The sequence below is a fragment of the Herbidospora solisilvae genome (genome assembly GCF_009901565.1).
Lineage (GTDB): Bacteria > Actinomycetota > Actinomycetes > Streptosporangiales > Streptosporangiaceae > Herbidospora > Herbidospora solisilvae.
In genome coordinates this window covers 102,706-115,129 of record NZ_WXEW01000008.1, presented here as the reverse complement: position 1 = coordinate 115,129, position 12,424 = coordinate 102,706, and the positions used below count along the sequence as shown (strand labels likewise).

The 12,424-nt window shown below is 69.7% G+C and carries 12 protein-coding genes and 1 tRNA gene; 3 read left to right on the top strand and 10 right to left on the bottom strand.

What is annotated here, in order from left to right:
- Window positions 1-8: 8 nt before the first annotated feature.
- Entirely contained in the window at window positions 9-1,097 is a 1,089-nt protein-coding gene (locus tag GT755_RS26395; RefSeq protein WP_161482318.1) for a helix-turn-helix domain-containing protein, read from the top strand.
- 305 nt (window positions 1,098-1,402) lie between these two features.
- On the opposite strand, the gene GT755_RS26390 is transcribed toward GT755_RS26395, so the two are convergent.
- The 3 genes from GT755_RS26390 to deoC are packed head-to-tail and all read right to left on the bottom strand — an operon-like array spanning window position 1,403 to window position 4,621.
- Window positions 1,403-2,266 (bottom strand): aldehyde dehydrogenase family protein, encoded by an 864-nt coding sequence (locus GT755_RS26390; protein ID WP_161482317.1) that lies wholly within the window; start codon window positions 2,264-2,266, stop codon window positions 1,403-1,405.
- Window positions 2,263-3,690: an aldehyde dehydrogenase family protein gene (locus GT755_RS26385; protein ID WP_202610552.1), complete on the bottom strand. Its 1,428-nt coding sequence runs from the start codon at window positions 3,688-3,690 to the stop codon at window positions 2,263-2,265. Before GT755_RS26385 ends, GT755_RS26390 begins: the two co-directional genes overlap by 4 nt.
- 1 nt (window position 3,691) lies before the next feature.
- Window positions 3,692-4,621 (bottom strand): deoxyribose-phosphate aldolase, encoded by a 930-nt coding sequence (deoC, locus tag GT755_RS26380; RefSeq protein ID WP_030456996.1) that lies wholly within the window; start codon window positions 4,619-4,621, stop codon window positions 3,692-3,694.
- A 217-nt stretch (window positions 4,622-4,838) separates the two neighbouring features.
- Here deoC and GT755_RS26375 point away from each other — a divergent pair, with 217 nt between their 5' ends.
- Both GT755_RS26375 and GT755_RS26370 read left to right on the top strand, forming a co-directional pair.
- Window positions 4,839-4,997 carry a hypothetical protein gene (locus GT755_RS26375; RefSeq protein ID WP_156046160.1) on the top strand — a complete coding sequence of 53 codons (159 nt, stop codon included), beginning with the start codon at window positions 4,839-4,841 and terminating at the stop codon, window positions 4,995-4,997.
- A 102-nt stretch (window positions 4,998-5,099) separates the two neighbouring features.
- Entirely contained in the window at window positions 5,100-7,946 is a 2,847-nt protein-coding gene (locus GT755_RS26370) for a helix-turn-helix transcriptional regulator (protein ID WP_235967380.1), read from the top strand.
- On the opposite strand, the gene GT755_RS26365 is transcribed toward GT755_RS26370, so the two are convergent.
- From GT755_RS26365 to GT755_RS26335, 7 genes are all read right to left on the bottom strand, one after another.
- Window positions 7,943-8,512, bottom strand: a complete 570-nt coding sequence (locus tag GT755_RS26365; protein WP_161482315.1) for a TMEM165/GDT1 family protein — start codon at window positions 8,510-8,512, stop codon at window positions 7,943-7,945. The genes GT755_RS26370 and GT755_RS26365 overlap by 4 nt on opposite strands.
- A gap of 200 nt (window positions 8,513-8,712) precedes the next feature.
- Complete coding sequence (locus GT755_RS26360) at window positions 8,713-9,741, bottom strand: UDP-N-acetylmuramate dehydrogenase (RefSeq protein WP_161482314.1); 1,029 nt, start codon at window positions 9,739-9,741, stop codon at window positions 8,713-8,715.
- 10 nt (window positions 9,742-9,751) lie between these two features.
- On the bottom strand, window positions 9,752-10,822 hold the full coding sequence (locus GT755_RS26355) for a hypothetical protein (RefSeq protein ID WP_161482313.1): 1,071 nt from the start codon (window positions 10,820-10,822) through the stop codon (window positions 9,752-9,754).
- A 94-nt stretch (window positions 10,823-10,916) separates the two neighbouring features.
- A complete protein-coding gene (locus GT755_RS26350; RefSeq protein ID WP_161482312.1) occupies window positions 10,917-11,345 on the bottom strand; it encodes a MaoC family dehydratase in 429 nt (142 codons plus the stop codon).
- Between the two features lie 2 nt (window positions 11,346-11,347).
- On the bottom strand, window positions 11,348-11,797 hold the full coding sequence (locus tag GT755_RS26345) for a MaoC family dehydratase N-terminal domain-containing protein (RefSeq protein WP_161482311.1): 450 nt from the start codon (window positions 11,795-11,797) through the stop codon (window positions 11,348-11,350).
- A gap of 313 nt (window positions 11,798-12,110) precedes the next feature.
- Window positions 12,111-12,275 (bottom strand): 50S ribosomal protein L33, encoded by a 165-nt coding sequence (gene rpmG / locus GT755_RS26340; RefSeq protein ID WP_030921771.1) that lies wholly within the window; start codon window positions 12,273-12,275, stop codon window positions 12,111-12,113.
- 75 nt (window positions 12,276-12,350) lie between these two features.
- Window positions 12,351-12,424: transfer RNA gene (locus GT755_RS26335), tRNA-Met, on the bottom strand.

The window sequence follows — 12,424 nt, the reverse complement described above, 5'->3', positions numbered from 1 at the left end:
ATCGCACTATGAAGGACCCGGAGCAGTGGGCCGACGTCGGTGAGCGGGTACGCGAAAGCAGACTGGCCGCCGCGTTGTCACAAGAAGAGCTCGCCCGCGCCCTGGGCCTCGACCGCACCATGGTCGCCAAGATCGAACTCGGGATCCGTCGCATCGACGCCCTGGAACTCATCCGGCTGTCCGACATTCTCGGCGTCCCGCTCGACTATCTGATCAGCACGCCGCCACCGGTCATCTCCCGCCGGGCCCAACTGGCCGAAGACACCGCCACCGACGCCGGTCGCCAGTCGTTCCACCTGGGCGTCGCGCTGTCCGCCTGGCTGGCGGACATCAGGCAGCTCGTCGAATTGGGGCTTCTGGCCGTCCCTGCGATCAAGCGATCCCCGGTCACGGTCGCGGACGCGACCAGTGCCCGCAAGGCGGCGCTCTGGGTCAGGGAGATCGTCGATCTCGGTGATCGACCGATCGAATCGCTGATCTCGGTATGCGAGCAGGTCGGGCAACTCGTCGCCGTCGTCGACCTGCCCGGAGACGGCGCTTCCGCGGTCGACGACGACGTGGCGGCCGCCGTGGTGAGCAGACAGGGGGACCCCGGGCGCCGCCGGGCGACCGCCGCCCACGAACTCGGCCACCTCATCGTCGGAGACGAATACTCGGCGGACCTGGGCGTGGGCACCTCCCGCGAAGAACGGGAAGCCGTGATCGACGCCTTCGCCGCCGAACTCCTGATTCCGTCGGCCGTGTTCCGCGACCTGCCGCCGGGCGATTCCCGGGAGTCGCTGGTCAGGGTCTCCGCCCGCTACCGGGCATCGTGGTCGCTGACCGTCCGCCAAGCGGTTCAAGCCGAATTCCTCACCCGAGACGCCGCCAACGTCCTGAAGAGACGGAACCCCACGAAGGCGGAGCTCAAGGAGGCGATCGGCTGGGCGCCCCAGCCCGATCTCGATTCGATCCGGGTGCCGCCCAGCTACGCACACGCCGTGTTCGAGGCATTCCAAAGACGGCTCATCACGACGTCACGGGCGGTGGAGATGATGCGAGGCCATATCGACGCGGATGACCTGCCCCTCCAGGAGGAGTGCGACTCCACACCGTGACGTCGACACCCCTGGTCTTCGATGCGCCCTGTCTGAGCCACTTCGCCCGCGCCGAACGCTTGGACGTTCTGCGCGACCTCATGGTCGGAACACCCTGCCTGACGACGCACATCGTCCGCGAGGAGATCCGGAGCGGCTTGCCCGACCATCCGCGCTGCTCGCCATCGCATGCCAGAGGGGCAAACTCACCGAGGTCTCGGCCGGCAACCTCGTGGACGCGCTGACCGCCACGGGGATGCGGTTGCGTGTTCCGGCTCGGCCTTCGGCGAGTTCGCCCGTCGGCACGGCCTCCTGTAGAGGCCCGGTCAGATCCCGATCGGGTGCCAGACCGTCTTCGTCTCCAGGAACGCCGTCATCCGCCCCGTCCCCGGATCGGCCGTCCAATCCGTCTTCCCGTTGGGCCGCAGCACCCGCTTCAAATTCTCCGCCGCCAGTTCCTCGCACCTCTGGGCCAGCTCCGCGTCGGCCCCCGTCAGGTCGATCCCGTTGACGTCCATGTGCCCGGCCAGCCACGGCGCCATCTCGGCGGCCGACCCCGTCAGGATGTTCACCACCCCGCCCGGCAGGTCGGAGGTCGCCAGCACCTCGGCGAGGGTGATCGAGGGAAGCGGCGCCCGCTCCGACGCGATCACCACGCACGTGTTCCCCGTCACGATCACCGGCGCGATCACCGAGACGAGGCCGAACAGCGGCCCCATCGGCGGAGCCACGATCCCGACCACTCCGGTGGGCTCCGGCGTCGACAGGTTGAAGTAGGGCCCGGCGACCGGGTTCGACGACCCGCGCAGCGACGAGATCTTGTCGGACCACCCGGCATACCAGACCAGCCGGTCCACAGCCGCGTCGACCAGTTCCCCGGCCTTCTTCCCGGACACCCCGTCGGCCTCGGCGACCTCCGAGACGAACTGGGCCCGGCGGCCTTCGAGCATCTCGGCGATCCGGTAGAGGATCTGTCCCCGGTTGTAGGCGGTCGCGGCCGACCAGCCCGGGAAGGCCTTGCGCGCCGCGGTCACGGCGTCGCGGACGTCCTTGCGGGACGCCTTGGACGCGTTGGCGAGGAACTCGCCCTTGGCGCCGGTCACGGCGTATGACCTCCCGCTCTCCGACCGTGGGAACGCACCGCCGATGTACAGCTTGTACGTCTTCCGTACCGACAGCCGCTCGCTCACGAGATCTCCTTCAGGTACGCCTCGAGACCGTGGCGACCGCCCTCACGCCCGTAGCCGGACTCCTTGTACCCGCCGAACGGCGAGGTGGGGTCGAACTTGTTGAAGGTGTTCGACCACACGACCCCGGCCCGGAGCCGGTTGGCCATCCACAACATCCGCGACGCCTTCTCCGTCCAGACGCCGGCCGACAGGCCGTAGGGCGTGTTGTTCGCCTTCTCCACGGCCTCGGCGGGGGTGCGGAAGGTGAGGACCGACAGGACCGGGCCGAAGATCTCCTCGCGCGCGATCCGGTGGGACTGGGAGACGCCGGTGAAGACGGTCGGCGGGAACCAGAAGCCCTTGTCGGGCAGCGGGCAGGCCGGCGACCACCGGTCGGCGCCCTCGGCCTCGCCCGCCTCGGACAGTTCGCGGATCTTGGCGAGCTGGGCGGCGGAGTTGATGGCCCCGATGTCGGTGTTCTTGTCGAGGGGGTCGCCGAGCCGCAGCGTCGACAGGCGGCGCTTCAGCGACGACAGCAGCTCCTCGGCGACCGACTCCTGCACGAGCAGGCGCGACCCGGCGCAGCAGACGTGCCCCTGGTTGAAGAAGATGCCGGTGACGATGCCCTCGACGGCCTGGTCGATGGCGGCGTCGTCGAAGACGATGTTGGCGGCCTTGCCGCCGAGTTCGAGGGTGACCTTCTTGTTCGTGCCGGCGACCGACTTCGCGATCAGGCGGCCGACCTCCGTCGAGCCGGTGAAGGCGACCTTGTCGACGTCGGGGTGGCCGACGACGGCGGCGCCGGTGTCGCCCGCGCCGGTCACGATGTTGACCACGCCCGGCGGCAGGTCGGCCTGCTGGCAGATCTCGGCGAACAGCAGCGCGGTCAGCGGCGTGGTCTCGGCGGGCTTCAGCACGACGGTGTTGCCGCAGGCCAGCGCGGGCGCGATCTTCCAGGCCAGCATCAGCAGCGGGAAGTTCCACGGGATGACCTGCCCGGCGACGCCGAGCGGGGTGGTGCCGTAGCCGGCGTACTGGAGCTTGTCGGCCCATCCGGCGTAGTAGAAGAAGTGGGCGGCGACCAGGGGGAGGTCGACGTCGCGCGACTCCTTGATCGGCTTGCCGTTGTCGAGCGACTCCAGGACGGCCAGCTCGCGGGCGCGCTCCTGGATGATGCGGGCGATCCGGAACAGGTACTTGGCCCGCTCGGAGCCGGGCAGCGCCGACCACACGCCGAACGCCTTCCTGGCGGCCTGCACGGCCCGGTCGACGTCGGCCTCGGTGGCCGCGGCGACCTCGGCGAGGGTCTCCTCGGAGGCGGGGTTGACGGTCTTGAAGGGAGTTCCGGACCCGTCCACGAACTCGCCGTTGATGAAGAGCCCGTACGACGGTCTGATGTCGACGACCTCGCGCGACTCGGGCGCCGGTGCGTACTCGAAGATCATCTCAGTCCAGGGTGAAGTAGTCGGGGCCGGCGTAACGGCCGGTGGTGAGCTTCTGACGCTGCATCAGCAGGTCGTTGAGGACCGACGACGCGCCGAGCCGGAACCAGTCGGGGTCGAGCCAGTCGGGCCCGGCGGTCTCGTTGACCAGCACGAGCATCTTGATCGCGTCTTTGGTCGTACGGATGCCACCCGCCGGCTTGACCCCCACCATGCGGCCCTCACGGTCGCGGAAGTCGCGCACCGCCTCCAGCATGACCAGCGTCACCGGCAGCGTGGCGGCCGGTTGCACCTTTCCGGTGGACGTCTTGATGAAGTCTCCCCCGGCCATCATGGCCAGCCACGACGCCCGTCGCACGTTGTCGTAGGTGGCCAGCTCGCCCGTCTCCAGGATGACCTTCAGGTGGGCCTCGCCGCAGGCCTCCTTGACCGCCTGGATCTCCTCGAAGACCTTCAGGTAGTCACCCGACAGGAACGCGCCCCGGTCGATGACCATGTCGATCTCGTCGGCCCCGGCGGCGACCGCCATGGCCGTGTCGGCGACCTTCACCTCAAGGGAGGAGCGCCCGCTGGGGAACGCGGTGGCGACGGAGGCCACCTTCACCCCCGACGAGCCGACGACGTCACGGGCCTCGGCCACCAGGTCGGGGTAGACGCAGACCGCCGCGACCTTCGGCACCGTGGGGTCGGTCGGGTCGGGGTGGACGGCCTTGGCGCACATCGCCCGGACCTTGCCCCGGGTGTCGGCCCCCTCCAGGGTCGTGAGGTCGACCATGGAGATGGCCATGTCGATGGCCTGGCGTTTGGCCGTGGTCTTGATCGATCGGGTGCCCAGCCCGGCGGCCCTGGCGTCGGCGCCGACCCGGTCGACGCCGGGCAGTCCGTGCAGGGACGCCCGGAGCGAGGCGTTGGACGAGGCAGTCGGAATTGACACCTCCCCAGCATCGCCGACCTGGCTGAACGATGCCAAACCGGGTGCTCACGACACTGCCGGCCCGTTTTTGGCACATCTCACAACCGCCCTAAGCGGGGTCTTAGGTACTAATCCACACCCCGCCCACGGGAGATAAGGCATCCGCCCGATGTGGCGGAGGGGGTCTTAGGACGAATCTTGAGTGTGTAAGGAAGACGAACTGACAGGAGAAAGCCAGATGGCTCCCGAGCTGCACTACCAGATCATCATCAACCGCGTCGCCGAGCTCCAGAACGAGGCGACCACCTACCGCCGCGTCCGCGAGGCGGAGAAGACGCGCGAGCGGGGAGGGCATCACCGGCTCCGGGCGAGCCTCGGCAAGTTCCGTTCCCAGTGACGCCCGTCAAGATGCCAGGCCGGAACCTCCCTCCCGGCCTGGCATCTCAACCCCCGTAAATAGGCGCGAATCCCACCGAGTAGGCGTGACATGCTGGACGACATGATGGGTCGGGCCGTTAGCCCCGTCTTCGTCGGACGGGAGACCGAGCTGAAGTCGCTCGGCGAGATCTTCGACCAGGCCCGTGAGCAGGCCGCCGCCGCCGTCCTCGTGGGTGGTGAGGCGGGGGTCGGCAAGACCCGGCTGGTCACGCGGTTCGCCGAGCAGGCCGCCGCCGATGGAGCGCAGGTCTTCGTCGGCGGTTGTGTCGAGTTGTCCACAGAAGGTCTCGCGTACGCGCCCTTCACGGCGGTGCTGCGCCAGCTCGTCCGCGACATGGGGGCCGCGGACGTCGCGGCGCTGCTGCCCGAGGGCGCGGCCCGGGACCTGGCCCGGCTGCTGCCGGAGTTCGGTGAGCCGGGGGGCGACATCGAGACCGACACGGCCAGGGCCCGCCTGTTCGAACAGATACTGACGTTGCTGGAACGGCTCGCCGAGCGCCGCCCGATGGTCCTGGTCATCGAGGACGTCCACTGGGCCGACCGGTCGAGCCGTGACCTCATCGCCTTCCTGAGCCGGAACGTCTCGGCGATCCCGATGCTCATGGTGCTGACGTACCGGTCGGACGAACTTCACCGCACCCATCCGCTCCGGCCGGTGCTCGCCGAACTCAACCGGGTCGGCGGGGTCGCCAAGATCGAGGTGCCCCGCTTCACCGAAGACGAGGTGGCCCGCCAGATGGCCGCCATCCTCGGCACCACGCCCACCTACAGCCGGGTCTCGACGGTCTTCGACCGCAGCGCGGGCATCCCGCTGTTCGTCGAGGCGCTGCTCGACTGCCTCGGCGGCGAGACCCTCCCCGAGTCGCTGCACGACCTGATCATCGGCCAGGTGGAGCGGCTGCCCGAGGAGACCCAGCGGGTGCTGCGCATCGCCGCCGCCGGGGGCAACCGGGTCGGTCACGATCTGCTCTGCGCGGTCAGCGGCCTGCCTGCGGCCGACCTGGAGGACGCGATCAGGCCCGCCGTGGCGGGCAACGTGATCCAGATCAGCGACGGCCGCGCCTACACCTTCCGGCACGCCCTGATCCGCGAGGCCGTCCACGACGAACTGCTGCCCGGGGAGCACACCCGGCTGCACTCCCGCTTCGCCGAGGAGATCGACCGCGACCGCACCCTGGTCCCGCAGGGACGGGCGGCCATCGAGATCGCCCACCACTGGCACTCGGCCAGGAACGACCTCTGGGCGCTCATCTCGGCCTGGGAGGCCTCCGCGAAGGCGCACATGGCGTTCGCGTACACGGAGAAGGTGCAGCTGCTCGAACGGGTGCTCATGCTCTGGGACAAGGTCCCCGACGCCGCGCAGCGCATCGGGGCCGACCACGCCACCGTGCTGGAGCGGGCCTCCGAGGGCGCGCTCGCGGCCGGCGACATCGACCGGGCGATGAAGTACGTGAAGGCCGCGCTGGCCGAACTCGACGACGCCACCGCGCCCGAGCGGGTCGCCGAGCTGCTGGTCCGGATGGCCAACTGCAAGAAACACCGGGGCCGCCCCGGCGCGATCGAGGACCTGCGCCGGGCCGAACGGCTGGTCCCGCTGCCCAGCGAGACCCGCACGCTGGTGCTGACCCGGCTCGGCACGCTGCTGATCATGGCCGACGAGATCGTCGAGGGCACCGCGCTGACCCAGGAGGCGCTCAGGAACGCCCGCGAGATGGGCGACGAACGCCGCGAGGCCGACCTCCTGATGAACCTCGCGCTCGGCCACTCCATCAGCGACGACCTGGAGGCCGCGCTGGCCACCAACTCCCGCGCCCAGGCCATCGGCACCCGCGTGAAGTCGGGCCAGGTCGTGCTGCGGGCGCTGGCCAACAACGTCGACGCGCTCGAGAACCTGGGCCGCTCGGAAGAGGCCGTCGCACTGGCGGTCGAGGGCGAGAAACTGGCCAGGAAGTACGGCCGTTACCGCAACCAGGGCGTCTTCATCGCCAACAACCGGGCCGAGGCGCTCGAATCGCTGGGCCGCTGGAACGAGGCCCTCGACGTCATCAACCGGTCGTTGATCTTCGACCCGTCCCCGCTCAACCGCTGGCACCTGCTGCGGGTCCGCTCGCAGATCGGCATGGCCAGAGGCGAGCTGGAGCAGACCCTCGCCGACCTGACCGAGGTGGGCGCGCTGTCCGACCGTCCCGAGGACTGGACCCAGGAACGCACCCTCAACACCCGGCTGTCACTGCAATGGCACCTGCTGAACGGCGATCCGGAAGCGGCCCTGACCAGGGCCGAGATCGCCCTGGGCGCGATCCCGCTGTCACGCAAGCCGATGCTCGGCTGGCGCCTGCTGGCGATGATCTACCGGGTGAGCGACGCCGCGCTGCCCATCAGCCCCAACCGGGCCAGGGCCCTGCGTGAGCGGGCCGACGAGTTCCGGACCGCCATGGTCGCCAAGGGCCCGATCAGCGATGCCTACGAGCGGGAGTGCCGGCGCGACTTCGACGGCGCCGCGGCCTGCTGGGCCGTCCTGAGACGGCCCTACCAGCGGGCCCGCAACCTGATCATGGCCGCGCACGGCCTCGACCGCGACGCCGCCGCGGTCCGCCTGCGGGAGGCGCACGCCATCGCGACCGACCTGTGCGCCGCCCCCATGAGGGACCAGATCGAGGCGCTGGCCCGCCGGTCGGGCATCGCCCTGACCGACACGCCGGCCGAGACGGCCGCCCTGCTGACGCCGCGCGAGGTCGAGGTGCTGCGGCTGCTCACCGAGGGCCGGTCGAACCGCGACATCGCCCAGACGCTGACGATCTCGGCGAAGACCGCCAGCGTCCACGTCTCGAACATCCTGGCCAAGCTGAGCGTCTCGACCCGAGGCGAGGCCGCCGCGGCGGCCCACCGGATGTCACTGCTCAACTAGCCCCACAGCGGCTCCAGCAGCAGGAGCACGCCGAAGACGGCGAACGCGGCGGCGGCGCCATACCTGATCCACTTCTCCGGCAGGTGCCGGCCCAGCAGGCCGCCGACCACGATGGCCAGGGCGTCGGCGGCCACCATGCCGACCGTCGAGCCGATCCAGGTGCCGACCCAGCCGTACTGGGTGGCCAGGGTGATGGTGGCGAGCATGGTCTTGTCGCCGAGCTCGCTCAGGAAGAACGCGACCGTCACGGCCAGCAGCACCGACTTGGTGGCCCGCTTGGCCTTCGCGGCCTCCTCGTCGGTGAGGGCGTCGCCGCGCAGCGTCCAGGCCGCGAAGCCGAGGAACGCGAGGCCGGCCACGATGGAGATCGCGGTGGTCGGGAGGTGGTCACCGATGAGACCGCCGAGCGCGACGGAGAACAGGTGGACGACGGTCGTCGCGATCGTGATGCCGGCCAGGACCGGAAGGGGCCGGAACCTGGTGGCGAAGGTCATGGCCATGAGCTGGCTCTTGTCGCCCAGCTCCGCCACGAAGATCACGGCGAGGGAGATCCAGAACGCTTCCACTCGGGGTCGCCTTTCGCATCAGCGCGACCGGGCCGAGTTCTGCCGGGGAGCATCACTTCGGCCCGGCAGCGTGGTAACACTGTCGGGCCGAAGGTCTCGTCCGCCACACGGGCCCCCGCGGCCGGACGCACGCTTTTCATCGAACGCGTGCGTCAGTGTGTCGACCGGCGGTGTTGTGGACTACTCCCCTTCGGGCTGTCTCACAGACTAACGCCTATCATCACGGGTTCATTCACCAGGGTCACCCCGAACTTCGCTTTGACCCCATCCCGGACTTCTCGGGCAAGCTCCAGGAGTTCTTCGGCCGTGGCCTCACCGGTGGGGTTGGTGAGGGCGAGGGTGTGCTTGGTCGACAACCTGACCGGGCCCTTCGCGTAGCCCTTGTGGAACCCGGCGTTCTCGATCAGCCACGCGGCCGGGACCTTCACCGCGTCGTCGCCGGCGGGCCAGCGCGGATAGCCGGGGGCCAGCTTCTCGAGCTCGTCGGCCTGCGCCCGGCCCAGGATCGGATTGGTGAAGAACGACCCGGCGCTGACGGTGTCGGGGTCGTCGGGGTCGAGCACCATGCCCTTGCCCCGGCGCAGCTCCAGCACCCTCGCGCGAGCCTGGGCCAGCGGCACCCGCTGACCGGGCTCGGCGCCGAGGCTCCGGGCCAGTTCCGCGTAGGCCAGCGGCTGCGACAACTCGTCGTTCTCCAGGTTGTACGTCACCGAGAGCACCACGAACCGGTCGAGGGCGCCCTTGAAGGCGCTGTCGCGGTAGGCGAACCCGCACTGCGCGGCCTCCAGGTCGACGATCTCCCGGCGGCGGCGGTCGAAGACGCGGACGGCGACGATGGTCTGCGAGACGTCCTGCCCGTAGGCGCCCACGTTCTGGATCGGGGTCGACCCGACCAGGCCGGGGATGCCCGACAGGCACTCGACCCCGGACAGCCCCTCGGCCACGCAGCGCTCGACGAGCGGATCCCAGTCCTCCCCCGCGGCGGCCGTCACCAGGCCGCCGTAGGTCGCGATCCCGCGTGTGCCGACCTTGACCACCAGGCCGTCGAACCCGGCGTCGGAGAGCACGAGATTGCTCCCCCCGCCGAGGATCAGCACCGGCTCACCGCGCCGGTCGGCCTCGGAGACCAGCTCGACGAGCCGCTCCTCGGTCTCGGCGGTGGCGAAGGCCCGCGCGTATCCGCCCAGCCGCAACGTCGTGTACGGCGCCAGCCGCACCCCCTCTTCCATGGGCGCCAGCCTAACGGCGGAGCAGATCGAGCACTCTGTCGTAGGTCCGCTTCGACTCCTCGTCGCGATATCCGGCCTCGGTGTCGAAATAGCCCCGGTGGCGGGCCTGGCGTACCGGCAGGTCCTTCTCCGGTACGACCAGACGTCCCGGCAGCATGAGGGAGAACTCCAGGTCGGCGTTGCGGTAGAAGCGCGCGTGCTCGGGGAATCCGCCGACCCGCAGGGCCTTGGCCCGGTTCACCGCGAACAGGTAGCCGAGCAGCGCGGTGACCTCGCCGGCCCCCGCGTCGTGCCACTCGGTGCCGCCCGGCTCGGGTTCGACGCCCTTCCACCCGGCCCCGACCACGTCGGGCACCTCCAGCGCCCGCAGCAGCGGCCTGATCGCGTCGCCTTCGAGGATCGTCGAGGTCTCCATGACCACGTGGACGTCGGCGGTGTCGAGCTGGAGCAGTTTGGTGCGGGCCGGGCCCCACTCGGCGGTTCCGCCGCGCCAGTGGGGCTTCTCGGCGACGTGCCAGACCCGGACCCGGTCGGGATGGGCCTCGGCCAGTTCGTGGAGGGCGTCTCCGGCGCCGTCGACGTTCCCGAGGTCGAGCGCGATGACTCCGGCGTCGCTGTGCGCGAGCACCGCCGAGACGCAGGCCCGCACGTCGGCGGGCCACCCGTCGGCCAGCAGCGCCACCGAGGCGGTCAGCTTCGGGATGTCGATCTGCCGGTCGACCCGGGAGGTGGCCAGCGCGCCGTCCCAGAGGGCCTGCGAGGCGGCCATCGAGGGGACGCCCGCGTCGTTGAGCGCGGTCTCGGTGATCGAGCCCGGGTAGGGCACGGTCGACTTCGGATCGGGATCGCCGGGCGGGCGGCCCGCGACGATCGACGACACCGGGATCGACCGGACGCTCGGCCAGATCTCGTAACGGGGGCGTTCGGTCAGCTCGAAGCCGCCGGCGGGCGTGTCGTAGACGTCCCAGCCCGCCTCGGCGAGTTCGTGACGCAGCCGGTCGGCCGCCTCGAAGTCGTTGTCGGCTCGGGCGGCGGCACGGCGTTCGGCGATTTCGATGACGTTCGGCGGTGGTGTGCTCACATGGGGAGCGCTACCCACGCTCAGGCAAGCTGAACTACGGCCTCAAGCCGGGAGCGCCACCCACACAGTGCCACCCACACAGTGCTGATCACGATCAGGCGAGCTGAACCACGGCCCTGGCCTTGGAGAGCACCCGCGAGTCGCCCGACCTGGCGGTCAGCACGACGACCACCCGCTTGTCGGGCAGTTTCTCCTCGATGATCCCGGAGACGCTGATCGTGGCGCCCTTGTCGTCGTCGGGCACGACCACCATCGACGAGAACCGCACGCCGTAGTCGACGACGGCGGCCGGGTCGCCGGCCCAGTCGGTGACGTAACGGCCGCCCTGGGCCATCGTGTACATGCCGTGGGCGATGACGTCGGGCAGGCCGACGGACTTCGCGTACCGCTCGTTCCAGTGGATGGGGTTGAAGTCGCCGGACGCGCCGGCGTACATCACCAGGTTGAGCCGCTGGACCTGGTATTCGGCGGCGGGCAGCTCCTGGCCCTGCTCGACCTCGTCCCACTTGATGGTGGCGCCCATGGTTACTTCGCCCCTCCGCGCTCGACGATGACGTTGAAGCTGGTGCACACGGGGTCGCCGTCGACCGTGGTGACGTCGCCGCGCACGGTGATGAACTCGTTGCGGCCCACCGAGCGGATCTCGGAGATCGTCGAGGTGCACAGGAGCCGGTCGCCGGCGTAGATCGGCCGGTCGTAGGTGAACCGCTGCTCACCGTGGACGACCATCGACCAGTCGAGCCCGAACTCGGGGTCGTTGAGGCCCTCGCCGGCGCCCGCCAGGGCGAACACGATCGGGAAGGTGGGCGGGGCGACCACGTCGGGGTGCCCGGCGGCCTTGGCGGCCTCGGCGTCACGGTAGATCGGGTTCGCGTCGCCGATCGCGGCGGCGAACTCCTTGATCTTCAGGCGGCTGACCTCGTAGGGCGTGGGCGACGAGTACGCCCGCCCAATGAAGTCGCGATTCAACGCCATCGGGGCGCTCCTCGTGGTTGATCAGTACTGCTGGACGACCAGTTCTACCGTACGGCCGAACGGTCCGATAACCGAGGAGGTATCGCCGATGGAAACGCGACTAACCGGCGGCCCTGATTGGCGTCGCCGGTTTTCGCGTTGTGAATCTGCCTGACAGACAGGAGACGCGGACGGCCGAAGACCGGTCGTGGCTCGCGTTCTGATTCGTCTGACAGACAGGAGTCGCAGGCGGCCTAAGCCGCCGTGGCTCGTGTTGGTAAATCTGCCTCAAGCACACCACGCCTGCGGCTGGGGGGCCGCCGGGCGTCGGGAACTAGCGGGTCTCGCGGTGAGCCTGGTGAGTCTTGCAGTTGGGGCAGTACTTCTTCAGCTCAAGCCGATCCGGGTCGTTGCGCCGGTTCTTCCGCGTGATGTAGTTGCGGTGCTTGCACTCCTGGCAGGCCAGCGTGATCTTCGGCCTAACGTCGGTGGCAGCCACGTGGGAGTGCCTTTCTACGTCTGGGACTACTGGACAACCCGAACCGGTCCCTGTGAAGGGTGCCCGGAAGGGTAGTAGCGGAGGCCGGACTTGAACCGGCGACACAACGATTATGAGCCGTTTGCTCTGCCTGACTGAGCTACTCCGCC